The organism is Pannonibacter sp. CBAS1226, from assembly GCF_055685825.1.
Genome location: NZ_JBVOUO010000006.1, coordinates 193,045 through 217,580, shown reverse-complemented (window position 1 = coordinate 217,580; position 24,536 = coordinate 193,045). Strand labels below are relative to the sequence as shown.

General features: G+C 61.9%; 28 protein-coding genes, 1 tRNA gene and 1 pseudogene. 15 read left to right on the top strand and 15 right to left on the bottom strand.

The window, feature by feature from the left end:
• Positions 1 to 127: 127 nt before the first annotated feature.
• Entirely contained in the window at positions 128 to 667 is a 540-nt protein-coding gene (locus AC0CMF_RS17600) for a thioredoxin family protein (protein WP_012092692.1), read from the bottom strand.
• A 335-nt stretch (positions 668 to 1,002) separates the two neighbouring features.
• Here AC0CMF_RS17600 and AC0CMF_RS17595 point away from each other — a divergent pair, with 335 nt between their 5' ends.
• Entirely contained in the window at positions 1,003 to 1,659 is a 657-nt protein-coding gene (locus AC0CMF_RS17595; RefSeq protein ID WP_109707754.1) for a L,D-transpeptidase, read from the top strand.
• Positions 1,660 to 1,766: 107 nt separating this feature from the next.
• Here the strand turns inward: AC0CMF_RS17595 and AC0CMF_RS17590 are convergent, their stop codons facing one another.
• From AC0CMF_RS17590 to AC0CMF_RS17575, 4 genes are all read right to left on the bottom strand, one after another.
• A complete protein-coding gene (locus tag AC0CMF_RS17590) occupies positions 1,767 to 3,107 on the bottom strand; it encodes an ATP-binding protein (protein ID WP_374628859.1) in 1,341 nt (446 codons plus the stop codon).
• Complete coding sequence (locus tag AC0CMF_RS17585) at positions 3,107 to 3,769, bottom strand: response regulator (protein WP_012092695.1); 663 nt, start codon at positions 3,767 to 3,769, stop codon at positions 3,107 to 3,109. Before AC0CMF_RS17585 ends, AC0CMF_RS17590 begins: the two co-directional genes overlap by 1 nt.
• A gap of 545 nt (positions 3,770 to 4,314) precedes the next feature.
• Positions 4,315 to 4,405 (bottom strand) — tRNA-OTHER (locus AC0CMF_RS17580).
• A gap of 306 nt (positions 4,406 to 4,711) precedes the next feature.
• Positions 4,712 to 5,539 carry a hypothetical protein gene (locus AC0CMF_RS17575; RefSeq protein ID WP_374628858.1) on the bottom strand — a complete coding sequence of 276 codons (828 nt, stop codon included), beginning with the start codon at positions 5,537 to 5,539 and terminating at the stop codon, positions 4,712 to 4,714.
• A gap of 248 nt (positions 5,540 to 5,787) precedes the next feature.
• On the opposite strand from AC0CMF_RS17575, the gene AC0CMF_RS17570 reads away from it, so the two are divergent.
• Together AC0CMF_RS17570 and AC0CMF_RS17565 are read left to right on the top strand one after the other, a co-directional pair.
• On the top strand, positions 5,788 to 6,081 hold the full coding sequence (locus AC0CMF_RS17570; RefSeq protein ID WP_374628857.1) for a hypothetical protein: 294 nt from the start codon (positions 5,788 to 5,790) through the stop codon (positions 6,079 to 6,081).
• Positions 6,082 to 6,084: 3 nt separating this feature from the next.
• Positions 6,085 to 6,456 (top strand): hypothetical protein, encoded by a 372-nt coding sequence (locus tag AC0CMF_RS17565; protein ID WP_374628856.1) that lies wholly within the window; start codon positions 6,085 to 6,087, stop codon positions 6,454 to 6,456.
• Between the two features lie 373 nt (positions 6,457 to 6,829).
• Here AC0CMF_RS17565 and AC0CMF_RS17560 read toward each other — a convergent pair whose 3' ends face one another.
• From AC0CMF_RS17560 to AC0CMF_RS17540, 5 genes and pseudogenes are all read right to left on the bottom strand, one after another.
• A complete protein-coding gene (locus AC0CMF_RS17560; protein WP_374628945.1) occupies positions 6,830 to 6,973 on the bottom strand; it encodes a hypothetical protein in 144 nt (47 codons plus the stop codon).
• A gap of 110 nt (positions 6,974 to 7,083) precedes the next feature.
• Positions 7,084 to 7,347 carry an ATP-binding cassette domain-containing protein gene (locus tag AC0CMF_RS17555; protein WP_374628940.1) on the bottom strand — a complete coding sequence of 88 codons (264 nt, stop codon included), beginning with the start codon at positions 7,345 to 7,347 and terminating at the stop codon, positions 7,084 to 7,086.
• 154 nt (positions 7,348 to 7,501) lie between these two features.
• Positions 7,502 to 7,657: pseudogene (locus tag AC0CMF_RS17550) on the bottom strand (ATP-binding cassette domain-containing protein); the annotation flags it as partial.
• A gap of 308 nt (positions 7,658 to 7,965) precedes the next feature.
• Positions 7,966 to 8,370: a hypothetical protein gene (locus AC0CMF_RS17545; protein ID WP_374628855.1), complete on the bottom strand. Its 405-nt coding sequence runs from the start codon at positions 8,368 to 8,370 to the stop codon at positions 7,966 to 7,968.
• Positions 8,367 to 8,837 carry a cupin domain-containing protein gene (locus AC0CMF_RS17540; RefSeq protein ID WP_208991478.1) on the bottom strand — a complete coding sequence of 157 codons (471 nt, stop codon included), beginning with the start codon at positions 8,835 to 8,837 and terminating at the stop codon, positions 8,367 to 8,369. The genes AC0CMF_RS17545 and AC0CMF_RS17540 overlap by 4 nt, the downstream gene beginning before the upstream one ends.
• A gap of 93 nt (positions 8,838 to 8,930) precedes the next feature.
• On the opposite strand from AC0CMF_RS17540, the gene AC0CMF_RS17535 reads away from it, so the two are divergent.
• The 4 genes from AC0CMF_RS17535 (at position 8,931) to AC0CMF_RS17520 (ending at position 10,978) form a co-directional block, all read left to right on the top strand.
• Entirely contained in the window at positions 8,931 to 9,551 is a 621-nt protein-coding gene (locus tag AC0CMF_RS17535; RefSeq protein ID WP_374628854.1) for a TetR/AcrR family transcriptional regulator, read from the top strand.
• A 171-nt stretch (positions 9,552 to 9,722) separates the two neighbouring features.
• The gene (locus tag AC0CMF_RS17530) at positions 9,723 to 10,169 is read left to right on the top strand and encodes a hypothetical protein (RefSeq protein ID WP_374628853.1); all 447 of its coding nucleotides are present in this window, start codon (positions 9,723 to 9,725) and stop codon (positions 10,167 to 10,169) included.
• Positions 10,166 to 10,357, top strand: a complete 192-nt coding sequence (locus tag AC0CMF_RS17525; RefSeq protein ID WP_058898917.1) for a helix-turn-helix transcriptional regulator — start codon at positions 10,166 to 10,168, stop codon at positions 10,355 to 10,357. The genes AC0CMF_RS17530 and AC0CMF_RS17525 overlap by 4 nt, the downstream gene beginning before the upstream one ends.
• A gap of 228 nt (positions 10,358 to 10,585) precedes the next feature.
• Positions 10,586 to 10,978, top strand: a complete 393-nt coding sequence (locus AC0CMF_RS17520; protein WP_374628852.1) for a VOC family protein — start codon at positions 10,586 to 10,588, stop codon at positions 10,976 to 10,978.
• A gap of 16 nt (positions 10,979 to 10,994) precedes the next feature.
• On the opposite strand, the gene AC0CMF_RS17515 is transcribed toward AC0CMF_RS17520, so the two are convergent.
• Positions 10,995 to 11,612 (bottom strand): LysE family translocator, encoded by a 618-nt coding sequence (locus tag AC0CMF_RS17515; RefSeq protein ID WP_197717527.1) that lies wholly within the window; start codon positions 11,610 to 11,612, stop codon positions 10,995 to 10,997.
• 225 nt (positions 11,613 to 11,837) lie between these two features.
• On the bottom strand, positions 11,838 to 12,758 hold the full coding sequence (locus AC0CMF_RS17510; protein WP_374628850.1) for a LysR family transcriptional regulator: 921 nt from the start codon (positions 12,756 to 12,758) through the stop codon (positions 11,838 to 11,840).
• A gap of 175 nt (positions 12,759 to 12,933) precedes the next feature.
• Between AC0CMF_RS17510 and AC0CMF_RS17505 the strand changes: the two genes are divergently transcribed.
• The 5 genes from AC0CMF_RS17505 (at position 12,934) to AC0CMF_RS17485 (ending at position 17,671) form a co-directional block, all read left to right on the top strand.
• The gene (locus tag AC0CMF_RS17505; protein ID WP_374628849.1) at positions 12,934 to 13,935 is read left to right on the top strand and encodes a hydroxyacid dehydrogenase; all 1,002 of its coding nucleotides are present in this window, start codon (positions 12,934 to 12,936) and stop codon (positions 13,933 to 13,935) included.
• Between the two features lies 1 nt (position 13,936).
• Positions 13,937 to 14,617 (top strand): RraA family protein, encoded by a 681-nt coding sequence (locus tag AC0CMF_RS17500; RefSeq protein WP_123195085.1) that lies wholly within the window; start codon positions 13,937 to 13,939, stop codon positions 14,615 to 14,617.
• 35 nt (positions 14,618 to 14,652) lie between these two features.
• Complete coding sequence (locus tag AC0CMF_RS17495; protein WP_374628848.1) at positions 14,653 to 15,615, top strand: Bug family tripartite tricarboxylate transporter substrate binding protein; 963 nt, start codon at positions 14,653 to 14,655, stop codon at positions 15,613 to 15,615.
• A gap of 65 nt (positions 15,616 to 15,680) precedes the next feature.
• Positions 15,681 to 16,154, top strand: a complete 474-nt coding sequence (locus AC0CMF_RS17490) for a tripartite tricarboxylate transporter TctB family protein (protein ID WP_050472944.1) — start codon at positions 15,681 to 15,683, stop codon at positions 16,152 to 16,154.
• The gene (locus AC0CMF_RS17485; RefSeq protein WP_186392726.1) at positions 16,151 to 17,671 is read left to right on the top strand and encodes a tripartite tricarboxylate transporter permease; all 1,521 of its coding nucleotides are present in this window, start codon (positions 16,151 to 16,153) and stop codon (positions 17,669 to 17,671) included. Before AC0CMF_RS17490 ends, AC0CMF_RS17485 begins: the two co-directional genes overlap by 4 nt.
• A gap of 117 nt (positions 17,672 to 17,788) precedes the next feature.
• Here AC0CMF_RS17485 and AC0CMF_RS17480 read toward each other — a convergent pair whose 3' ends face one another.
• From AC0CMF_RS17480 to AC0CMF_RS17470, 3 genes are all read right to left on the bottom strand, one after another.
• On the bottom strand, positions 17,789 to 19,087 hold the full coding sequence (locus tag AC0CMF_RS17480; RefSeq protein WP_472482280.1) for a TRAP transporter large permease: 1,299 nt from the start codon (positions 19,085 to 19,087) through the stop codon (positions 17,789 to 17,791).
• Between the two features lie 2 nt (positions 19,088 to 19,089).
• Positions 19,090 to 19,632: a TRAP transporter small permease gene (locus tag AC0CMF_RS17475; protein ID WP_374628847.1), complete on the bottom strand. Its 543-nt coding sequence runs from the start codon at positions 19,630 to 19,632 to the stop codon at positions 19,090 to 19,092.
• 106 nt (positions 19,633 to 19,738) lie between these two features.
• Entirely contained in the window at positions 19,739 to 20,527 is a 789-nt protein-coding gene (locus AC0CMF_RS17470; RefSeq protein WP_122521524.1) for a helix-turn-helix domain-containing protein, read from the bottom strand.
• Positions 20,528 to 20,910: 383 nt separating this feature from the next.
• On the opposite strand from AC0CMF_RS17470, the gene AC0CMF_RS17465 reads away from it, so the two are divergent.
• The 3 genes from AC0CMF_RS17465 to AC0CMF_RS17455 are packed head-to-tail and all read left to right on the top strand — an operon-like array spanning position 20,911 to position 24,536.
• Positions 20,911 to 21,891: a VOC family protein gene (locus tag AC0CMF_RS17465; RefSeq protein WP_374628846.1), complete on the top strand. Its 981-nt coding sequence runs from the start codon at positions 20,911 to 20,913 to the stop codon at positions 21,889 to 21,891.
• 52 nt (positions 21,892 to 21,943) lie between these two features.
• On the top strand, positions 21,944 to 22,789 hold the full coding sequence (locus AC0CMF_RS17460; RefSeq protein WP_374628845.1) for a fumarylacetoacetate hydrolase family protein: 846 nt from the start codon (positions 21,944 to 21,946) through the stop codon (positions 22,787 to 22,789).
• 25 nt (positions 22,790 to 22,814) lie between these two features.
• Positions 22,815 to 24,536, top strand: coding sequence for an FAD-dependent monooxygenase (locus AC0CMF_RS17455; RefSeq protein ID WP_472482277.1), 1,722 nt, complete (start codon positions 22,815 to 22,817; stop codon positions 24,534 to 24,536).

Here is a 24,536-nt window from a genome sequence, read left to right as displayed (position 1 = left end):
GCCGATCGTGCATGGTCTCAAAGCTCCAGATCATGGATATTGAAGCGAGCGCACTCTCCCGAGCTTAAGACAGTCTTAAGGACCGCATTGAGCCGAAGATGCGACGGCAGTTTATCCTGACTCCGGACTATCGGGTGAACGGCCGCAACCGCCGCATGAGATCGCGCCTGCTGAACGGTCCGACCGAACGGGTGCCGTTGTATTCCTGTCCGGTGGCTGCATCCACGACGAAGAATGTCGGCGGGCCGCTCGCTCGAAGGTGGGAGAGGAGCTGGCGGTTTCCCTCGTCCATCGCCGTGACGTCCACCTTGACGAGAGGGACAGCCTCAAGGTGTTGCAGCACAGCAGGGTGGGCGAGGATTTCCCGCTCAATGCGGTGGCACACCGCGCACCAATCCGCACGGATGTCGATGAGCGCGAAGCTATGTGTTCGTGCGATCTGCTCCAGTCTCTCCCGGTAGGAAGCGACGTCCGTGACCATTGCAGCCGGATTGGCGGCGGCCATCCCGCTGGGAGTCGCCAACAATCCTACCGGCACCACCAGGCCCCCGAGCAGAAGCTCGCGGCGGGTCCATTGGTCATTCTTGCGTCGAGCATCAGCATCGATGCCGCATCCAACACCTTCCGCGGACGCTACGGCGTTGTTTCTTAAAAGTCGCGTCCGCATCCTCGTCTCCTTCACAGGACCGGCGGCAAAGCGGGCGTTCCTTAAGGCCCGCTTAAGGGCGGAAAAGTGCTCCTCGCCTGCGACGCAAGCCCGCGTTTCCAACAAAGTGCCCCCACCCAATCGAAAACCTGTTCGGCCGGATCACTTGAGCCGCAGGCCGGCGCCTGAAGTCCCCGCCGCTTCGCTATCTTCGGCCGCGCTTACCTTAAGCTGCTCTTAAGATGGGCATCGTGCTGTGCGGCCTGATTGATCGCAAAGCAGAGAGCGTATGAAACGTGAGCAAGCTACCGACACCCGCAATCGCGCGACGCGCTTTCCTCATTGGCGCCAGCGCAATGACTCTCGCCGGATGCGTTTCCACGAGGCAAACACCGCAAGTCGCGCAGCCGGTCTCGATGCCTCCTCCGCCGCCGACGCCCCCGATGTACTACGCACTGCCGAACGAGCGCTTCCCGATCCCGGAAGTCGACGTTTCCAAGGTCGATCCGAAATGGTGGCGGACGGAAGTCGACTATCCAACCGATGAACGAGCCGGAATCGTCATCGTCGATACGCCAAACCGTTACCTCTACCACGTTCAGCCTCACGGCCGCGCAACCCGATACGGTGTGGGTGTCGGCAGGGACGGTTTTTCGTGGGCTGGTCGAGGGCGTCATATCGCATACAAGCGGGAATGGCCGCGCTGGACACCTCCCGATGAAATGGTTGCGCGCCAACCCGAGTTAGAGCCCTACTCAATCGCCAATGGCGGCATGGACCCGGGGCTGAAAAATCCACTTGGAGCACGCGCCCTCTACATTCATGAAGGAAACCGGGACACGATCTATCGCATCCACGGAAACCCGGAATTCTGGACCATCGGCCAGGCCGTTTCATCAGGATGCATCCGGATGATCAATCAGGATGTCATCCACCTCGCCGACAACGTTCGCGACGGGAGCCCGCTGGTTGTGATAGCAGATCCGGCTATGGGGCATCTTTTGGTGGGATAGCTTCGTCGCGCGGCGAGAAGATCACTCCCTGCGTTGGCGCATCCTGCTGGCACTCCATCTTCTTGAAGATGAGTTGGCTGCGCCCCGCACCATGTATGTGCAACGGGTCACGCGGCGTTCGCCATCACCGCTTGCAGCCCTCCGCAATCGCGATTCTGAAGTCGTAGGTGCCAACCACTCCGCCCGAGCGCCAGTTCGACGATCGCGAGACCGAGACCGCTGCCGACCGGTACTTTGTTGCGGCCGCGAAAGAAGCGTTCGGTGACGCGGGCCAACTCCTCCTCGGGGATACTGGGACCATCATCCTCGATGATCATCTGGCCCTCTTCGGCGGGGCCGGCCACACGACACCTGACGACGCCTCCGGGCGGCGAATGGTTCACAGCGTTCTCCATCAGATTCCGGGCAGCAAGAGCGAACAGATCCGGCTCGATGTCCAGCTCGATGCGGTCAAGATCAGGGGAAACCTCGACCGCAACGCCCCTGGTCGGATCTGCTAATTCGTCCGCGAGCGCTCTCAGTATACTCCCGGGCCATACCTTCCCACTACGCTCGCCCTGGTCGAGCGCCTCAACCGCCGACATATCCAGCAATTGCCGAACGAGCCGGCCGGTGCGGTCTACGCCAACCATGATCTGACGCAATGCCTGCTCGCGGATCGTGCCATCGCCGCTTGCAAGCGCGACCTGCGCCTGCGTCTTGAGGCCGGCCAACGGCGTGCGCAGTTCGTGGGCGGCAAAGGCGGTGAAGTTGCGCTCGCGTTCCCGAAGCCCGGCCACGCGTGCAAACAATCCGTTGAGCGACTGCAAGACCGGCGCAATCTCCTTCGCGGTCTGCACGTCCTCGATCGGGCTGAGGTCGGAGGCGGGTCGTGCTTCCAGGTCGCCTGCGATCTTCCTTAGCGGCTCAAGGCCGCGCCTGACGCTGAGCCAGATCAGGACAGCAAGAACCGGCAACATCAGCAGGACCGGCAGGAGAAGACCGCGGATGACGTCGTTCACCAACCCGTTACGGATACTCAGATTGTCGCCGACCAGAACGCGAACACCGCGCTCGGTATTGGTGATTGCATAAACCCGCCACCGCTCACCATTTATCACGGTTTCGGAGATCCCGTCGGTGTGCTCCGACATTGCTTGATCGGGCGCCGCATCCGATCGCCCGATCAATGTCCCCTGCAGCGACCAGATCTGGCACGAAAGCTGGCGGTCATAGGCGCTGTGGCCGCGCACCGGCAGATCGGACGTGATCGTTTGCGTCGGATCGATGGCGATCTCCTGGCTGACGATCAATGAGGAAACCATCCGGCCGGCTTCCATCAGCCGCGCGTCGAGAACCCGTTCCACCTCCGCGCGCGTGGAAAGGAAAATCCAGACGACCGCCGACAGCCAGACGAGACCGGTGGTCAGGGCGAGGATCAGGAACAGCCGTTTGGAGATCGACGGCATCACGGTTCGTCTCCGAGGCGATAGCCGATCCCACGGACGGTCTGGATCATGCCCGGTCCCAGCTTGCCGCGAAGATGATGGATGTGGACCTCGACAGCATTGCTCTCGACCTCCTCCTGCCAGCCGTAAAGCTTCTCCTCGATCTGGCTCCGCGACAGGATCCGGCCGGGATGGATCATGAGGGCATGCAAAATCGAGTATTCGCGCCGCGACAGGCGGATGGGTTCGCCTTGGTGTTCGACATTCTGGTTTGCAGGATCGAGCCGCAGGCCGCGCCATTCGATAAGCGCCTGCGGCCGGCCAGCGGCACGGCGGACGAGCGCGCGCAGCCGCGCCGCGACCTCGTCGAGGTCGAACGGCTTGCCGAGATAGTCGTCGGCCCCCGCATCCAGTCCGTGAATCCGGTCGGCGACCTGATCACGCGCAGTCAGGAGGAGGACGGGCGTGGCGTCCTGCCGTTCCCGCAGGGATTTCAGCACGTCGAGGCCGGAACCGTCGGGAAGCATCAGGTCAAGCACCAGCGCATCGAACTCATGGTTCGTGAGAGCTGCGCCGGCTTCTTCGCAGGTTTTGACCGCATCGGCGGTGAAGCCGCCAATCGAAAGGCCCACCGTCAATCCGTCTCTGAGGACGGCATCATCTTCGACTATCAGCACGCGCATGGTTATCACCCGAGGTTCCAGGTCGCATTTCTATACGAGGCTTAAGGCAGCCTTAAGGATCGAACTTGAGCGCGCTCGATATCGTTCGGGGATTGGGCGCCTGTGATGTACCTCATCTTACCTGAGCCAAGAGTCGGACGTCTTCGAGACTTGGAATCGCGCCGGCAAAAACGCCGTTCTCGCCCTGATCCTTATGGGCATCTCCAGCCCAGCGCCGAAACAAAACGCTGGCATGGCGGCAGTGTACCCGTCATTCCGGCCCTCCTGTCCATCGGGCTGTTGCTGGTCGCGGTGAAGGAACTCGCCCGGCCTGAAACGATACGCGGGTCCACTTGTCTGCCCGAGCCAGTTGGGCAATGCGCATTGGAGACGGACTCGAATCAGTTCGGCTCGCCGAGGCATCGTCCGGCTGGTGTTCAGGCGATCATCCCGTCCTGCCTGCTCAGGCGTCATTCGTGTTGACCAGGTGTTGGCCAAGCCCAAAAAGGGAAGGGTCACCCGAAGATGGCCCTTACTCAATCCTTTGATTTCCTTTAGAAATCTGAAGAGAGCGAAGGGATTCGAACCCTTGACTCCAACCTTGGCAAGGTTGCTATGCGGCGGCCCGAAACAGCAAGTTATGATGGGTGCGCCCTCCCGCAACCATCTTTACCGGCGTCGATCGCAAGTTATGATCGACGCCGGTCCCCGCAACCATCTTTACTTGCTCGGGGCGCAAGTGAAGATTAGATCCTGCCCCCGCAACCAAATCAAAAAACAAAACAAAAAAACCTCGTCCACAAAACGGGGGTAAAACCATTCAAAAACATCCATATAATCAAAAAAGAACAAAACAAGTACAAAGCAAACGGGCAAAAGGGAAACAGGTCAGCAGGGATACCGAATAGCTGACGGTTTGGCCGCGCCTGGCCGGCGTTGCCTGTCAGGAATTGTGGGCGGGGGCTACTGCTCCACGCGGATCGTGATGGGGTCTTCGTAAAGCATGAACCGATCTTCTCCGGGGCGCGTGGCCGTGAACACGACCGCCCTTGCGGGAGTCGCTCCGCCACATGAGCGGCTGACGCGGTAGCCTACCCCTCCATCTGACCAAATGCCCGTGGAGAGTTCCGGCAGATACTCGAACACCTCTTCCCACGATGGCGGCTGCTCGCCGCAGCGTCCACGCTTGGCGTGGATCACAACCGACTCGCCTACCCTCACCTCGGAACGCTCACGCCAGTAAATGCGCTGGTCAGTCATGTCGATCACACGCGGGCCGGGTTCGGGTCGTTTCCTTTGGATGGCCGCGCTTTCCGACTCCTGCCAACCGCTCAATCCGATCATGCCGCCGCCAGCGGCCAACACCACAAGGGCCACGATTCCGGCAATCTGCCAATGACGGACGCGGCGGGACGCTGCAACAGGGTGGGGCGGTGCTATCCCTTCGGGGATGCCCGTGTGTCCGTTCGCGTCGCCGTTGTCCGGTTCGGTGGCAGGTGTGCGCCGCTGGGCATCTTCATAAAGCCGGTGCCAGTACGGCAGCGCATCGGCCATGTCCTCCACGCGAAGCAGCAAGGTCAGGATGCGGAAGTTTCGGCGGCTGGGGGTGTGCAACCCCCTGCGCCAGTTGTTCAGGCTTTTCAGTGCGCTTTCGTAAGCGCCGCCCGCCTTCTTCTTGGTCAGATTGCAATATTCGCTGGCAAGGTGGTCGTTATCGACATGGCCGCGCTCGATGCACAAAGCATCGAACAGCTGCCACCATTCTGAAAAACTGGCGAACTTGTCCCCCATGCCGTCCCCTCACGCGGCTCTTTTTCTCCTTTCTAGCCAGACCGGAACTCCCGATCAAGCTTTTGAGAGGGATCACCTATTCGTTGCGTTTTCCGATTTTTCCATGCCTTCCAACTTTGCCGGTGACACCTGCCGGTAGCCACCCTTATGAAAATAATCGGGCGGCCCGTCGCGCGGGTCGTAGTCGCGCGCCCGTTCGCATATGAGGCGGGGGGCATGGACAATCGTTACGGAAGCCGGGGGCACCCATGACCAACCAACATAAACATTTCCCGCGGCCTGCCGCACTTCTCTTAGGCGGGCTTATGTTCACCGTGGCGGGGGCGTCCAGCGCACTTGCTTGCCGGGGTACGGCGGAATACCCGGACGTGGCGTCCCGGCTGGCCGCCGCCTCGTTGCCCGCCGACAGGAAAGCCGACCTTACCCGGCAACTCGAAAGGGGCCGCGCCCTGCACGACCGCGCCCATCAACAGAACGACACCGGAGCCATGCGGGAGTCGCTGACGATCCTCGACCGCATCAAAGCCGCGCTACCGAGGTAAACAATGATGTTCCCGAGCTTGTCACGCTGCGGCGCGGTCTTCGCCGCGCTTTTCATGCTGGGCCTGATGGCCTGCCAGACAGCAGCGGCCGATAACGGCAATCGTCTGACGGCTGATCAGGTGCGTAGCACCTTTGTTGGGCGGGCATGGAGTCAGGGAACAGGAACGTTCATGTTCTCGCGGGATGGCACCTATCGGTATGACGATAGCCGTATGAGCGCGCGGGGCACCTATCAGATTGCCAATGACGGCGTGCTCTGCACGACCAACAGCAATTCGGGCGTACGGACTTGTTACACGTTCTACCGCGACGGCAACGGATACCGATACTGGCACGACCGTGAGCGTCGGTACTGGCCTGCATACCTTCGTTGATCCCGCGTTTTGGTTTTGTAATCGAAAAACCCCCCGCCGGGGCGCGGGGGGCGCTGCTAGCGTATGTCGCTGTCTAGCTGCCGCAGGGTGGCGATCTGGATATATACCTCCGGCGAACACCCAATCCTTCCGGCGGCGGCTCTAATCGCGGCCACGGCGGCGGGGGTGAAAAGGCGCTCCCATGTGGGTGCGTTTGATTTCCATTGCACAAGTTCATCTAAGTCCCATTGGCCGCCCGCCTCTGGCTGCTTGGCTAGGATCGCGTCTAGGTCGATTATCTTGCGGGGCTTCTGTTTCGTTTCGTTATCCATCTGTATTGCCTTTCGATGATGTTTTGCCTTACGGCCCGACGACTGCGCCCCATGCGCTGCCGTCAATCATGCCAACCTATTCCCCGGTCGCCGTCGTCCCGCTCGGCGTCGCGGTCACGGTCGCGGCCCTCGGCCTGTACCGTCCAAACATTGCGCTTGGCCTTGATCTCGCGCTCGGTGCCGGCGGCGCGATGCCTGTTCGGCATGGTCGAGCGCGGATCTGGCCGCTTCCAGCCGCGCTGCGGGGGCCGCAGCAAAAACCGGCCAGGGGCCACCGAAAGAGATCGCGCGCCCGTTTGTGATTTCCGCGATCCTGTCAACACATGCAAGCAATGCGCGGCTGGCTGGCCACGATGACGCAGCCACGCCAGCCGCGCAGAAGCTCTGCAATCAGCGTGCGCCCGCCGGCGTCGAGGTTGTTGGTGGGCTCGTCGAGCAGCAGGATATCGGGCGCTTCCAGGAGCACGCGGGCAAGGGCCAGACGTGCGCGCTGCCCGCTGCTGAGCGTGCCGAAAGGGTGCGAGGGGGCGATCCCGGCCAGCCCGGCGCGGGTCAGCGCATCCGTCAACCGGTCCTCCAGCGACCAGTCCGCCGCGCTGGCGTCCTCGGCGCTGCCTTCGCCGCGCAGCAGGCGGCGGATGCAGGCAAGGCCTCCGGCAATCCCCAGTGCCTACGCTATGCTGCCGGACCTCCAGCCGGACCTCCTGCCGCATCCAGCCGACGGTTCCGGCACGCGTGATGGTGCCTGCGCCAGGCTCGACTGCGCCTGCCAGCAGCAGCAAAAGCGTGGATTTGCCACAACCGTTGCGCCCGGCAAGGCCGGTCGGCCCTCCGCCGAAGTTCAGGGTGATTTCAGAGAATAATACCAATGCTCGATGAGCTTGACTCATCGAGCATTGGTTAAGCCCTTGCGGCGCTTGAGCATTTTCAAGGCGTGATGCGTCAGCATCGAAAGCCTTGGTATAACTGGGTGCCGTCAGGGGTGGAAAAGGACAGCCCGGACAGGGACAGGAATGCAGGTATGGAACAGGACCTTTCGCAGCAGAGCCGGATGGATGCGGGCGGCGAGGGGCAGGTCCATGTCACATGCCTCTTGTTGGGGGGAGATGGGCAGCATAGGCGCCGCCCCTTTGGGGCGCAAGCCTGAGAGCACTGGTGTGGCACTCGGGAAGCATTGGGGGGGGGAGCACTGGCGCGCTTAAAGCGCGCGCCAGACCGCCAGCGTAAAGGCCCCAAGGCCAAGGGTGCTGAGCATTGCGCCGGCCGCGATCCCCGGTTCTGCAGCAGTCATGCCCCACAGATAGGCGGTCAGCGCCACCAGCATGATGGGCAGACCCAGATTGTGCAGGATCACATGCCAGCGCGCCAGCGCGCCTTCCGCCAGATGCGGTGCCAACGCGTAAATGGTCCCGGTCAGGGCAAGTGTCACCCAGCCCAGCAGATGCATGTGCCCATGCACACCCTTCAGCGTGAAATCACCGCCTGCGGCCATCACGATGCCCAGCAGAAGGCCGGCCATCAGATAGACCGTGGCCGCGCGGAACTGGAACCGGGCAAGCCCCGGCAGGCAAGCCGGGCGAAAGGGGGCGCCGAACCCGGTCATCGGGCACCCTCCGGTTGCGGGGGCAGCAGCGTCATGCCGGTGGCCTGCGCGACCTGCATGATCCTGGCCATATCGGGCGGGCCATCCTGCGGTTCGGGCAGGCGGCTGTCATCGGCCATCGGGCGGCCCACACCGCGGAAGAAGTCCACATGCATGCGCCCCGGCGCGTTCACGATCAGGAGCCTGCCGGGGGCATCGCCCGTGCAGCGGAAGGTATGCGCTGCTCCGTCGGGAACCACCAGCGTGTCGCCAGCCTTCGCGGCGATGGACTTACCGTCGATCAGGAACAGGAAATCACCGTCCAAAACCTGGAAGGTTTCCGTCTCCCCGGCATGGCAATTCGGCGGTGCGCCCAAGCCGGGGGGCACGATGGCCTCCATCAGGGTGAACTTGCCATCCACTTCCTCTGGCAGGACCCGGAAGCTGACCAGCAGGCCGAAGACATCGTAGTGACGTGCGTCTGTCATTGTTTTCTCCTTGACGGGACTCATTCCCGATATAAGACTTTTATTATCATCATGAGACAAGTGTCTCAACAGGTAAAATGATCGGGAGACGAGATGCGGGACAAAGCCGAGCGAACGAACCAGAAGCAGCGCACCCGCGACGCCATCCTTGACGGCGCGCGACGGCTGATGAGCCGGGGAGAGCCCGTAACTGTCGCCGCGGCGGCGGCCGAACACGGCATCTCGCGCGCGACGGCCTACCGGTATTTTTCGGAGCCCCAGGCGCTTGCGCTGGAAGCGGGCCTTGCCACATTGGTTCCGCCCTATGAGCAGGTCATTGCCGGAACCACTGATCTGCGTGCGCGTCTGGCGGCCATCACGGCGGCCATGATCCGTCTGACCCTGGAAAACGAACCCGCGTTTCGGCAATATCTTGCCCATGCCGTGACCGCGGCAGACGGCACCAGCAGCCGCGGCGCGCGCCGGGTGGGCTACATGCAGCGCGCGTTGGGCGAGTTGCCGCATGATCTGTCGGCTGCGCAGGCCGCCGATCTGGTCGCGTCACTTGCAACAGTCGCCGGGGTTGAGGGGCTGGTCGCGCTGACCGACGTCGCCGGCCGCGACAGCGCCACCGCCGCGCGGCTTCTGGGCGAGATCGCCGATGCCATCCTGACACGGCATCTTGGCCCGGCCCGCGTTGCTGCGGCTGATCAGGCGAAGCCCCGGCAGCGCTGACGGTGGCGCACGTCATGGCCTCGGACCGCGCCAGATATATGGACGGCCCGTTCGCGCCCGCGGCCGCCTGGCGCATGTTCTGTGCAGATCACGCGATCCTGCAGGCGCAGGAGGCGGAGAAGAGCGCTTCCTCAGACCGGTGGATACCGCGGCCTGTAAAGCTTGCTTGACATGCGGGTTGGAACCGATAAGTGTAAAGCAGGCTTTACAGCAGGTGCTCGCATGACCAACAACACTCCCGCCGGCCTGGTCCGAAACATGATCCCGGCCTTTTTGAGCATGCTGGCATATGCAATTACGTTGATGGTCTCGCTTCGTCTTCTGGCCAGTGGCATCGGCAACAGGGGGGCAGCCATCGCGATCACCTTGGCGCCGATGGTCCCTGCAATCTTCCTTTGCTGGTCCATCATCGGTGTCATCCGCCGCCTGGACGAGTTGCAGCGCCGGCTGCAGCTTGAAGCCTTTGCCCTTGCCTTCGCGGGAACGGCGCTGATAACTTTCAGCTACGGTTTCCTGGAAAATGCCGGCTTTCCGAGGCTGTCGGCCTTTGCTGTCTGGCCGGTCATGTGCGGGCTCTGGCTCGCCGGCGTTCTCTTTGGGCGTCTGCGCTACAGATGAACAACCGCATTCAGGAGTTGCGGCTGCAACGAAACTGGTCTCAGTCGGATCTGGCGGCGAAGCTTGATGTGTCGCGTCAGACGGTCAATGCGCTGGAGCGCGGGCGCTACGATCCCAGCCTGCCGCTGGCGTTCAAGATCGCTCGTCTGTTCGCTCTGCCCATCGAAGAGATTTTCCATCCGCATTAACCGGATGTGACAGGTCAATGCGTCTGCATCGCAGAACCTGGTTTCGAAGCGGCCGGAGGGGGCTTTGGCCAAACTATGCCGCTGGTGTGCCGGCCGATTGCCGGGGTGTTTCTCGGTCCTGACCTCATGGCCGGTCAGTGCGGCGAGGGGAGCTAAGCTCTGCATTGGGCTCGCGGTCAAAGCGTCAGCAGGGACCGTTGGCAACCACATAGAACGAGGGAGAAACCGGTGTCCGTTATCAGCCACATCACCTTGGGGACGAACAACAAGGAACGGTCGGCAAAGTTTTACGATGCTGTACTGGGGGCGGTCGGCTTTTCCAGATTGCCCAAGCCGGCGGAAAAGCCTCTCGCTTATGAGCGCGAGGGCCAAATGCCGACGATCTACATCTACACACCGGAGGACGGCCGTCCCGCAACATGGGGGAACGGAACCCACATTGCTTTTGTCGCCGATACCAAAGCCCAGGTTCACGCCTTCCATGAAGAGGCGTTGAAATGGGGCGGCCTCAATGAGGGAGAGCCTGGACCGCGGCCGCACTACGGTTTGAACTATTACGCAGCCTATGTTCGCGACCCTGATGGAAACAAGCTTCAGGCGGTTTGCTACGCACCGGACTGATCGCAGGCCCGGATCGCTACCCTTTGGCGATCAGATAGCCGCCCGTGCCGATCATCAAGGTGCCAGCGGCCATGCGTATGGGCCTTCTGAATGGAAACCCATGTGACGCGGTTACAATCGCGCGTGCTGCGACGGCATATGCCAGTTTCACGCCGCCCACACCAATCAGCGTAATTGCGCCGATCACGCCGATGTCGAAGGCCGAAAGCACGGTGACGTCGATCAAGACCGGGAACAGCGCCGCATAGAACAGGATCGCCTTCACGTCGCCGAGTGTGAGCGCGATGCCGGCGGCAAAGCTCACGGCCATGCCGCCCGCCCGGCGCTCATCCGCCGTCTGGCTGGCTTTGGCGCCGCCACGGATCAGGCTGAAGCCGAACCAGATGAGATAAGCGGCGGCTGCATAACGCAATATGGCGAAAAGCGTGCCCATCACTTCAGCAATTGCCACAAGTCCTGCAATCGCCAGGGCAACGAAGATGAGATCCCCAACCACGATGCCGAGCGCAGCGGCGGCGCCATCGCGGACACCCCGCGTTGCCGAGCGGACGACCACCAGCGCGACGCTCGAACTGGGAATTGCCGCCAGGGCAACCATGATGAGAAGCAGGGACAGTGAATTGGCAAGGGTCATCGGTGGTGTCCGTCTGCAATCAGCGTGGATCGGGAGATTACATCCAGCATCACGGCCGGCACAATCTCCAGCAGGTGACAGTGCCGGCCGGGCGCTGCCCGGCGGCGCTGGTGCTGCGGTCGCGGAACGCGCCGACGCCACGAAACGCACGCTCTGTTGTGATTTTGCAAGCAGGCGCGAACTGATCGCCGCATCCTTCGGGGGGAGCACTCAGCGCAGTTCCAGTCACAGCCGGCGCTTGTTTTCTTCGTTGCGCCTGACGCCATGCTCGCCGCAGGTTTCTGCCAGGATGCCGTGAAACTGGTCGATGACATCGGCCCGCACCGCATTGATGCGTTCGATGAGCCCGATCTGACGGAAGATCTGCGGCTGGCCGAAGGGAAGATAAAGCAGTCCTTCGGCCTGCGGTTCGCGCAGGGCGATGTTGGGCACGATGGATATTCCCATCCCCTCGGCCACGCAATTGATGATGGACGCGATGGAATCCATTCCGGCCACGTCCTGTGTGGTGATCTGCAAGCGGGCCAGTTCCGTGTCGATCAGGCCAGCCAGTGGCACGGGGCTTTGGAACCGCACAAACGGCAAGGTCCGGAGCATTGCGGCCGCGTCGCCTGAGGCCGCGTCCCTACCCATGCTGGCCGGAGCAATGACCCAAAGCGGCTCGCGCAGGAACGGGCTCCAGCGGATGAGCTGCGGGATGCTCATGTTTTCGGCGACGACCGCCGCATCCAGCCGCCCGGCGGCGACTTCCGCAATCAGGCTGGCCGAATTGGCCACCTGCAGGTTGATCCTGAGCTGCGGATAGTGCTCGCGCATCTTCATGATGGCGCGGGGCAGGACCCCCAGCGCACTGGTGCGCACCGACCCCAGCAACAGTGTTCCCGTCACCTGATCGCCGGACAGCGCGGAGCGGGCCTCGCTGACCCGGCGCAGAATGTCCTGGGCCATCTCGACCACCTGCACGCCTTGAGGCGTGAGCGCGGGCGGGCGGGTGCTGCGCTCAAACAGCGTTGCGCCAAGTTCTTGCTCCAGCGCCTGAATCTGCTGGCTGACGGCTGATGGCGTCACATGAACAACCTCTGCCGCCTTGGCAAAGCTGCCATGCTGAACAATCGCCAGAAGGGTGTGAAGTTGTCTTGTGTCCATGATGATGCAGTTTTTCTTAATTTAAGATATCAATATTGGCATTTTTGTAAAGCGCTGCTTTGTCATATGCTCGGCTCGAGGAGTTTGCCTGCCCCCTTGGGAGAGGGGGCAAAAACCTTACCATCAATCCGATTGAAGCCGTCGGGCAGCCTGCTGCCCGCATCGGGGGAATGCTATGTCGAAGTCCATCCTGGTCACCGGACCGGAACTGCATCAAACTGCTGTCGAAATCGCGGAGGCGGCGGGCTATGTGCTGCATTACGCGCCGCCCTATGCTTCGGCCGGGGACCTTCAGGACGCTCTGCGCGGCAGCGGTGCTGTGGCCGTGGTTTCGCGCATGGGCCGGCTGGATGCCGCGGCAATGGATGCGGCTCCCGGCCTGCGGGTGATTTCCAAGCATGGGGCAGGGGTCGATAATATCGATCTTGCCGCCGCCGCGGCCCGGGGCATTCCGGTTCTTGCCGCAACGGGCGCGAATGCGGTCTCGGTTGCCGAACACACCATTGCGCTGGTTCTGGCAACGGTGAAACGCCTGTTGCCGCTGGATGCGGGCCTGCGCGCCGGGCGCTGGGAAAAGCCCGGTTTTGCCGGGCGTGAACTGGCGGGAATGCGGCTGGGGCTGCTCGGGATGGGCGCGATCGCCCAGGCGGCGGCGCAGATGGCGCGCGGGCTGGGGTTGGAGGTGCAGGCTCATGATCCCTTCGCCGCAGATGCGGCATTCACCCGCACAGGCGTCCGCCGCTGCCCGGACCTGCCGGACCTGTTCCGCACCTCGGACATCCTGAGCCTGCATTGCCCGCTGACCGATGCGACGCGGGCCGTGGTCAATGCACAAAGCCTCGCGCAGATGCCCGCTCAGTCCTACATCGTCAACACGGCGCGGGGCGGGCTGATCGACGAGCCGGCCCTGCTGGAGGCGATCCGGTCGGGACATCTGGCCGGTGCGGGGCTGGACACTTTCGCGGTGGAGCCCCCGGCCGCAGACCACCCGTTCCTGACCGAGCCGCGCATTGTGCTGACCCCGCACATCGGCGGCGTGACGCGCGAGGCCAATGCCCGCGTCGGACAGGAAGCATTGCGCGGCATCATAGACATGCTGGAAGGGCGCCATGTTCCCGAACACCGCATCATGAACCGGCAGCTGCTGGCTGAACTCACCCCGGCGACAGGAGAATAAGATGTCTATCGGTTTTCGCATCCTCACCCGTGAGCGCGCGGTGCCTGCCGCTCTGGTGGCGCGTTTCGCTGCGCTTCCCGTTGCCGTTGTCAGCGATTCCATGCACCGCATGTCGGGGGGCGGGCCGCGCCTGATGCGGATGCACCGCAGCGGCGGCATGGCGGGCCCCGCCGTGACGGTGAAGGCGCGTCCGGGCGACAATCTGATGCTGCACAAAGCCATCGACATGGCGGAGCCCGGTGACGTGATCGTGGTAGATGGCGGCGGGGATCTGACAAACTCGCTGATGGGCGAGCTGATGCTGGCCCATGCCATCAACCGGGGCGTAGCGGGGTTTGTGCTGAACGGTGCAGTCCGTGATGCCGATGCAATTGCAGAGGCTAACCTGCCTCTTTGGGCCGCAGGGATCACCCACCGCGGCCCCTACAAGGACGGCCCGGGCGAAATCAACGTGCCGGTCGCGCTGGATGGCATGGTCATCGAACCCGGTGATCTGATCATCGGCGATGGTGATGGCGTTCTGGCCGTACCCTATGCGGCGGCGGAGGAAATTCTCGAAAAGGCGGTGGCCAAGCAGGCCGCTGAGACCCGGCTGATGGCGCAGATTGCCGAACGCAGCAACGACCGCAGCTGGATCGATGATGCCCTGCGCCGGCTTGGCTGTGCCTTGCCGGGCGCGTGACTCAAAACAAGCCATTCATCAAAGGAGGAGACAAGATGAAACATCACCTGACATCGCTGGCCGTGGCCGCATTCCTTGCCTGCGGAGGTGCGGCTTTCGCCCAGTCCTGGCCGAGCGGGAACATCGACTACATCGTGCCCTATCCGCCCGGCGGTGGAACGGATGTGCTGGCACGGCAGCTCAATGACCAGATTGCGCGGAAAACGGGATGGAATTTTGTGGTTCTGAACGTCCCCGGAGCTGGCGGGACGATCGGGATGGACCAGCTGTCGCGCGCTGACGCCAACGGGCAGACCATCGGCATGGGCCAGACGTCGAACCTGGCGGTCAACCCGGCGCTGAACCCGGAAGTGAAATATGACCCGCAGGCGGGCTTTACGCCCATCGCGCTGGTCAATACACAGCCGATGGGGATCATCACCTACAATGACAGCCCCTACGCCGATTTCGGCGCTGTTCTGGACGCCGCACGTGCTGAACCCGGCTCGATCATGTATGGCACGCCCGGGACCGGCACCGTCTCGCATATGGCGGTGGAGCGGCTGATGCTGCAGGGCGGCTTGAAGTTCGAGCATGTTCCCTACACGGGGATCGCGCAGGCGATCTCCGATGTGATGGGGGGCGTGGTCGATATCTATATCGGCTCGTTGCCCAGCGTCATGCAGCATGTGGAGGCTGGCAATGTGCGTCTGCTGGCTGTCACCTCTCTGGAGCCGCACCCTCTGGCGCCAGAGGTGCCGACGGTGGCCTCGCTTGGGTTCGAAGGCTATCAGGCGACGGACTGGAAGGCGGTCGTCGGTCCTGCCGGGATGCCAGAAGAAGCCGTGACCGCGCTGAACACCGCGATCAACGAAGCTCTTGCCGATCCTGATCTGCGTGCAGCGCTGGAGGCACAAGGCAGCGTCGTTCTGGGGGGCACGGCCGAAGAGTTCAAGGCCTATCTCGCCGAGGAAGCCGCAACCTGGGCCGAGGTGGTGCGTGCCGCAGGCCTGCGTTAAGGCCTAAGCAAACCTGCGGGCGGTGGCTGCAAAGCCGTGCCCGCAGGACCTGAAGGGAGGGAGAGATGATCCAGAATGACCGCGCCGATCTGGTTTCCGGCCTGCTGATCGCCTGCGCCGGCGTTGCCGTCACCGTTTACGCCGCCGGCAATTATCCGCTGGGGACGTTGCGCCGGATGGGGCCGGGAATGTTTCCCACCGGGCTGGGGGTGACGCTGGCGCTTCTGGGGCTGGTGCTGGCATTCAACAGCTGGCGCAGCCTGTGCGCGGTATCGGGCGGCGCCAGAATGCCCGTCCGGTTCGAACTTCGCACAGCCTTTCTGAGTGTGGCCGGAGTGGTGGCGTTCGCCCTGCTTCTGCGGCCTCTGGGCCTTGTTCCGGCCGTGCTGGCGGTGGTTGGCATTTCTGCCTTGTCTGACCGGCGCAACACACTGCTGGCCATAGCGGCCCTTGTTCTTTTCCTTTCAGTTCTGGCGGTGCTTATTTTCAAGCTTGGGCTTGGGATGACGTTCCCCCTTTTCGCGTGGAACTGGTCATGAGCTTTGCCGGCAACATCCTGCTGGGGCTGGAAACCGCCCTGTCGCTGAACAACCTGATGTGGTGTTTCGTCGGTGTGTTCATGGGAACCCTGCTGGGCGTCATTCCGGGCATTGGCGTTCTGGCCGCGATCTCCATGTTGTTTCCGCTGACCTTTCAACTGGAACCTACTGCCGCGCTGATCATGCTGGCCGGGATCTGGTACGGCACGACCTATGGCGGAAGCACGGCATCGATCCTGCTGAACGTGCCCGGTACCCCATCGAGCGCCATCACCGCGCTGGACGGCTATCCCATGGCGCAACAAGGCCGTGCGGGCGTGGCGCTGCTGATGACCACGCTGGCCTCCTTCTTCGGCGGATCGGTGGGGATCATCCTGATGATGGGCTTCTCGGGCGTGATCAGCCGGATGGCCCTGCAGTTCTCATCCACCGAGTATTTCGCCCTGATGCTTCTGGGGTTGATCGCCGCGTCCGGCATGTCCAGCGGGGCGATGATCAAGGGCCTGATCATGGTCTGTCTGGGGGTGCTGTTCGGGCTGGTTGGCGCCGATATCTATACCGGCGCCCGCCGCTTCACCTTCGGGATGATCGATCTGGCCGATGGAATTGCCCTGGTGGCGCTGGCGCTGGGATTGTTCGGTGTGTCCGAAGTGATCGCCAGCGTTGGCAAGGTCAGTGCAAAGAGTGTCAGTCCCGAGTCGGTGAGTTTCAAGGCCATGAAGCCCACCCGCGATGATGTGCGCCGCTCGTGGTTCCCCATGCTGCGCGGCTCGGCCGTCGGTTCCTTCTTTGGCACCTTGCCCGGAACCGGCCCGTCGATTGCCGCCTTCATGTCCTATGCGCTGGAAAAACGCGTGGCAAAAGAGCCCGAGCGCTTTGGCAACGGCGCGATCGAGGGGATCATGGGGCCGGAATCGGCAAACAACGCCGCTGACCAGACTGCCTTCATACCGACCCTTGCGCTTGGCATCCCCGGATCGGCGACAATGGCACTGATGCTGGGTGCCCTGATGATCCACGGCATCGCACCGGGCCCGCAACTGATGACCGAACAGCCCGCGCTGTTCTGGGGGCTGGTGATGAGCTTCTGGATCGGCAACCTTTTGCTTCTGGTGCTGAACATCCCTCTGATCGGCCTTTGGGTCAGGCTGCTGACGGTGCCCTATCAATGGCTGTTCCCTGCTGTTCTGATGTTCGTCTGCATCGGCACCTACAGCGTGAACAACAGCGCCTTCGATGTGCTTCTGGTCGCGTTCTTCGGGCTTCTGGGCTACGGGCTGCGGTACCTCTCCTTCCCCGCCGCACCGATGCTGCTGGGCTTTGTCCTGGGACCGCTGATGGAGGAACATTTCCGCCGCGCGATGCTTCTGGGCCGGGGGGATCCGATGACGTTCTTGCAACGTCCGATCAGCGCAACCGTGCTGCTGATCACGCTGGCGCTGCTGCTTTGGGGGATTTATGGCAGCCTGCGCAAACGCAAGCCGGCGGGTGCTCCGGCCGGCAGCGTGGCGCCGTAGCCCAGTCCTGCCGCCGCATTGCAAGAATTACATCGATCCCCGCTACGGTCGAGCGTATCGCAGCGGGGATCGGATGTAAGGGCGTGTGAGGTAAGGGGCTTGCCGGCGTTGACGTCTCTACATGCTGGCGGGAAGCCAAAGCGTTACCTGCGGGAACAGCACGAGGATGAGGATGCGAACGCAATCGGCGAAAAAGAAGGCCAAGACTCCTTTGTAGATTGTTGACAGGGGAATATCCCGCCGCATCGCGTTCAACAGCATCACGTTGATCCCGATTGGCGGTGTCAGCATGCCGACCCCGATCAACGCAACATTCAGGATGCCCCACCAGATGGGATCGTAGCCAAGCGACAGGATGACCGGAAGCACGAAGGGCAAGGTGACGACGACAGCTGCCACTTCATCAAAGAATGCGCCGAGGATCAGGTAAATAAACACCAGCAACAAGATGACGCCGAGCGGCGGGAGCCCGAGATTTTCGATGGCTCCTATCATCTCCTGGCTGACGCCGCTGATGCTCACGAAATATGAGAATATCATCGCGCCGAACACGATGATGTAGATCATGACAGTGGCAGAACTGGCTTCTGACAGGACCGAAAGAAAGGTGGTGCGGTTCAGCTTGCCGCGGCCGAGTGCGAAGAAGAAGGCGAAGACCACACCGACCGCCGCCGCCTCATTCACCGTGAAAACGCCGGAGTAGATCCCTCCCAGAACGATCACCGCGAGAGCGATCGCCCCCCAGGACCGGCCCAATGCACGAACACGGTCGCGCAGGGGCAGTTTGTCCGATCCCGGCATCGCATCAGGATTGCGCCAGGCAACGATCCAGATGGCTGTCAGATACAGCAAGACAGACAAGAGGGCAGGGAGGATTGCAGCGGAGAAGAGTTTCAGGACGGACACTTCGGTCAGGACGCCATAGAGGACCATGATGCTCGAAGGCGGCACGATGATCCCCAACGTGCCCCCGGCCGCAACCGCACCGGTCGAGCTTCCCTTGGAATATCCGCGGGCGATCATTTCCGGCAGGGCGACCCGTCCGAATGTCGCTGTCGTTGCCACCGAAGATCCGCAGACCGCGCCGAACCCGGCGCTGGCAACGATGGTCGTAGCCGCCAGCCCCCCGGGGCGATGGCCAACTAGAGCTTCCGCCGTTTCGAAGATATCTTTCGCCAATCCGCTTGTGGCGGCCAGGCTTCCCATCAACATAAACAGCGGAATGACCGCCAGATCGAGGTTGGCCATTGTTGCCGCCGGCTCGGAGGCCAGGAGTTTGACTGCAGGCGCCCATCCGGCAATCGCGGCAAAGCCGCCGACCCCGACAACTGCCATGGTCACACCAATGGGGACATGCAGCAAAATCAGAACGAACATGCAGATTAGCCCGATGACGGCGATCGTTACAGGATCCATCCTTATGCTCCCCCGCCCGGTGCCGTATCGTTCAGACCGTGAAGATCTTTGGCCGTCCGATGATCGAACAAACTGGCTATGTCCTTGATAACGTTTAAGGCTTGAATGAGCGCCGCGTAGTAAAGGAACGCGGTGGCGACGCTCCACCAGGGCCAGATCGGCCAGGCCAACACCCAGGTCCGCCGTTCGCTTGTGTAAGTGCCTTCCACGAAGGGAATGAACTGCCAAGCCATCACCGTGATGACCATGAAGACGACAAGGCTGGAGAACAGCTGGAGCAGTTTGTTGGCCCGAAATCCAAGCATCGCGCCCAGAACTTCGATCGAGATGTTCCGTCTGTCTGCGAGATTGGCCGGGATACAGCTGGCGATGACCACAGCCATGACGACGGCGCTGACATCGTTCACACCATGGATCGGGGCCGAGAAGAACGATCGCAGCAAGGCATCAACCGTGGTCATGACCGCCAGCATCAACAGTCCCGCGAACCCGAGCAGTGCCAGCCATTTCGCGCCACGGCGCAAATAGGCATCCAGTTTGTTCATCTGTCTCCCTCCCTGAGAACAACCCAACTGCCGCTTTACCGGTCAAACGGATCCCGATTTACCCCTTTCTTGTGTGTGTTCGGACAGCGAACACTTCCAAAACAAGTCAGCCTCCGGCCCGAAGCCGTTTCACCTCGGCCGAGGACAGCCGTCCAACCAGGTCGCGCGTTATCGCATCGGCGGTGCGCAAGAGCTTTTCGCGATAAAGCTGAAGGCCCTTGCTGAAGGGCATTGCACTGGTCAGCCAGATCAGGGTGAGACAGGCGAAAACCTTGTCCTCGTACCAGATCGGGGCTGAAATGCTGCCGGTTTCAGGCGTGAAATCCGCGATCCGGTAGCCCACACCCAGTTCCCGGACTTTCGCCAGAATGGCGTGCAACGGGCCATCCCTGGTCATGAAGGGGGCAGTCCGCCCGTTCGTTTCCGTCAGAAGATTGAGCAGTGCCGTCCGGTCCTCTTCCGGCATGTAGGCAAGAAGCGCCCGTCCGCTGGAAGTTTCGACCAACGGCAGTTGTCTGCCGACCATGCCGTGGTTCACGGAATAGGGGCTGATCTTGTGCGTCGATTCACGGACTTCCATGTGACTGTTTCTCAAGGTCACGAGATCAAGCGGCCAAAGCACGTCACGGCCGAGTTCGATCATATGGGGAACCGCGATCTGGCAAACCCAGTCCTCCTCGCGATACCCGGAACTGAGCGACTTCACATGAAGCGTTGGACGCCAGCGGTTCGAGAAATGGTCTCGCGAGATCAGCTCCATCTCCTCAAGCGTTTTCAGGAGCCTGTAGACGGATGGACGCGGAATCCCGGTTGCCTTCGCAATCTCGCCCGGCTTTGCCCCGTTGAACTGGTTGATGGCCCGAAGCACGGCAACACCGCGCTCTAACGCTTTGATCGATGGTTCAGAAATAGGTTCCTCCCATAACCTGATTTCACTTCCAGCCCGCTCAGCTTGCACGTTGAAAAATGGGGAGTGAAGCGATTTGTTTAGTATGCTGTCAGATCTTGAGGCTCTTTCCGCAAGGTCTGTCCCTGAATAAAAATAACAAAAACATCATGTTAGAAGTTTTCTCCTTTTCAGGGTAGCCGCTTCATGGCCATCAGGATGTCCAAAATGTTCGCTGGCCGGACAAATTCTATTTTGTGAGAGCGTCACGGCGGATGGGGGGCTAGATGTCGCAAGACGGTGCCCGCTACCGCCGGACAGGTTGTTCGGAGCCGGTGGTGCGCAGGGCGATCCATATCCGGCCGCCTGCACACGCGAGGAGGAGACAGCCTATGCCCATCACGTCACTCGGCTACATCGGTATTAACTCCAAGAAACTCGGCGACTGGGACGGCTTCGCCACTGATCTTCTCGGCATGCAGAAAGTGGATCGGGGCGGCAGCATGAGCCTTTACCGTATGGATGACCGCAAACAACGGCTCATCGTGACCGGGGAAGGTGAAGAGGACCTGGCCTTCATGGGCTGGGAAGTGAACACGCCGGACGATCTGGATGCTCTGGCGTCCAGGCTTGAGAACAACAGGGTCAGGGTGACCTGGCACGACGCTGGCCTTGCCGGTCAACGGCACGTTGCCCGCCTCATTTCGTTCTGCGATCCCGACGGCAACCGGCTGGAGGTCTTCTGCGGGCCGGAGATCGCAAGCGACCCGTTTCTCTCGGGCCGCCCGATTTCCGGGTTCAAGACCGGGTCCCTCGGCATGGGGCATGCGGTGCTGCATGTGGCCGATGTCGAAGGCATCCTGAGCTTCTACCGCGACCTGCTGGGGTTTCGCGTCACCGACTTCGGCCTGACGCCCTATCCGCTCTACTTTTTTCACGTGAACGGCCGGCATCACAGCTTTGCGATGGTCGGTTCCGGCCGCAAGGGCATTCACCACTTCATGGTCGAGCTGCTCTCTCTGGATGATGTGGGGCAGGGATACGACCTTGCCCAGGAACGCGAGGAAGGCGTGGCCTATTCGCTTGGCCGCCATTCCAATGACCATATGCTGAGCTTCTACACGCACACCCCTTCCAACTTCTTCGTTGAATACGGCTGGGGGGCGCAAGTCGTCGATCCCGTGACCTGGCAGCCTTTCGAAACACATGAAGGCCCTTCGACCTGGGGGCACGAGCGGCTGTATCTTCCCGAAGATGATGAGATCCGGGCCCGGATGCGCAAGATGCGGCTGGACAATGCCCGCTCGGGCTTTCGCGCTCCAAATCCACGGCCGAACTGTGCGTGGCTCGACACTGTCGTGCACCGCGAATGATGCCGGCATTCACCTGCCATTCCGTGCGACTTCATGAAGGGGAGACCGATCCTTGCGGATTTCATCATATATATTGCCGAACGGCATCCATTCCTACGGCCGCCTCGAAGGCGATACTGCCGTGGACGCGGGCGAGGCCCTGCGCAGACAGTTTGCGGATCTGAGGGCCCTGATCGCGGGCGATGCGCTCACGTTGCTCACATCCGCTGGCGGCGATACCCTGGCCTTGGCGGACGTGACGATGCTGCCGACGATCCCCAATCCGGACAAGATCATCTGCATCGGTCTCAATTATCTGGGACACATCAAGGAAACCGGCCGGGACCGGCCGGAATACCCTTCGATTTTCACACGCTATCCGTCTTCTGTCGTTGGTCATGGCCAGCCCCTCGTGCGTCCTGCCGCCTCACACATGTTCGACTTTGAGGGGGAGTTCGCAGTCGTCATCGGCAAGGCCGGCCGCCATATCTCCAGGGATGCCGCCTTTGAACATGTCGCCGGATACACCTGTTTTAACGACGGCTCGATCCGCGACTTCCAGCGTCATACGACCCAGTTCTGGGGCGGCAAGAACTTCTGGCGTTCCGGTTCGATGGGGCCCTGCCTCACCACTGCCGGCGAACTGGGGGATCCGGCAAAGCCGCGGATGGTGACCCGCCTGAATGGCGAGGTCATGCAAGACACGCCGGTCGGTGACCTGGCGTTCCAGATCCCTGACCTGATTTCCTACCTCTCGGCCATCATCGATCTCGTCCCTGGCGACATCATCGCCACCGGAACGCCCAGCGGGGTCGGAAACTTCCGCGATCCGAAGGTTTTCATGCAGCCCGGCGATCTGGTCGAAGTCGAAATCGATGGGATCGGAACTCTGTCGAACACCATCGTGGACGAGAGCTAAGCCAACAGAATACAGGAGCAGGCCCATGATTGAGGTACGGACCGGCGTCGCCGTCATCGGCGGCGGCCCAGTCGGGCTGAGCGCAGCAAACCTGCTGGGGCATCTCGGGATCTCGTGTGCACTCTATGAAAAGAATGCCACGACCTCGTTTCATCCCCGCGGACATGTTGTAAACACGCGGACAATGGAAATCCTCCGGATGCTCGGCGTGGCCGATGCGGTCGATGCGGTTTCCCTTCAGCTCGAGCGGCACGCAGGCATCGCTTTCGTCACAAGCCTGACTGGTGACGAGATCGGTGTCATCGAGACCCGAAGCAACCCGGAATGGGCAAGGATCGAGCGTTCTCAAAGCCCGGTCTTCAAGCGCTCCTGCCCACAGGACCGGCTGGAGCCGGTGCTGCGCGAGCATGCGGAAACCTGTGACGGCGTCAGTGTCAGCTTCGGGCACACGGTCACCGCTGTTCACCAGGACGGCGCCGGAGTGACCCTGGACTGGACAGACAGTTCCGGCAGGACCGGCCGCACCCGTGCACAATATCTGATTGCCGCCGACGGACCGCGCAGCAGCACGCGGGATGCGGTTGGGATCGAAATGGAGGGAAGGTCGATCGGGCAGCAGATCGGCATCTATTTCCATGCCGATCTCTGGGCGCTGGTCGAAGACCGGCCCTATCTGCTGTGGTGGATCTACAATGCCCGCACGTCCGGGGTTCTCATCTCACTCGATGGCCGCAGCCGCTGGACCTATAATTTCGGCTACAGGGAAGATGAATCCCGTGATGACTTCACGGCTGAACGCTGCCTGAAGATACTTCGGGCGGTCATCGGAGATGAAGACATCCCGATCGAGATTCAGAACATCATGCCGTGGCGCATGCAGTCGCGCATCGCGGATCGGTTTTCTCAGGGGCGCGTCTTCATCGCAGGCGATGCGGCACATCCGCTTCCGCCGACCGGAGGGCAGGGCTTCAACACCGGTGTGGCCGATGTGCACAATCTGATCTGGAAGCTGGGCCTTGTGCTGAACAAGACGGCGCCCGAAGCTCTCCTGGACAGTTACAGCATTGAGCGGCGGCCCGTGGCGAAGTTCAATGTCGAGCAGAGCGCCCGCAATGCCCTGGCCATGGTTGAGCGTGGGCTTTCCGGCATTCTGGCCAACGACAGCCTGCTGCTGGCGAACCTGGAAGGACCGGAGGGGGCCGAAAACCGCGGCAAGCTGGCTGAAGGGATCCCGGAGCAACGCGCGCATTTCGACTATCCGGGCCAGACCTTCGGGTTTCACTACGAGTCCTCCTTGATCACCCCTGATGGCACGCCTGTGCCCGCGTTCTCGGTCACGGCCTATGAACCGTCGGCACGGCCGGGACATCGTGCGCCGCATATGGAGATCGAAGGGCAAGTAGGCCGGTCGCTGATCGACCTTTTCGATTATCGCGGCTTCACGCTGCTCACCGGTCCGGATGGCAATGCCTGGACGGCAGCCGGCCAGTTGGCGGCGCAGGACCTGGGCCTCCCCATCTCCTGCTACGCGATCGGCACAGATGTGGCCGTGAACGCAGACGAATGGTGCAGGCTTTATGGCGTCTCCAAAGACGGCGCCGTCCTTGTCAGGCCTGACGGCCACGTGGCCTGGAGATCGTCCGGCGCCGGAACGCCGGATGAGCTTCGCGCGGCAGCAGCCTGCGCGATCGGACGGTCCGCAGCGGAAAAGCCTGCGGAAAAGGGTCAGTTGGAAGGTGCCGGCTGA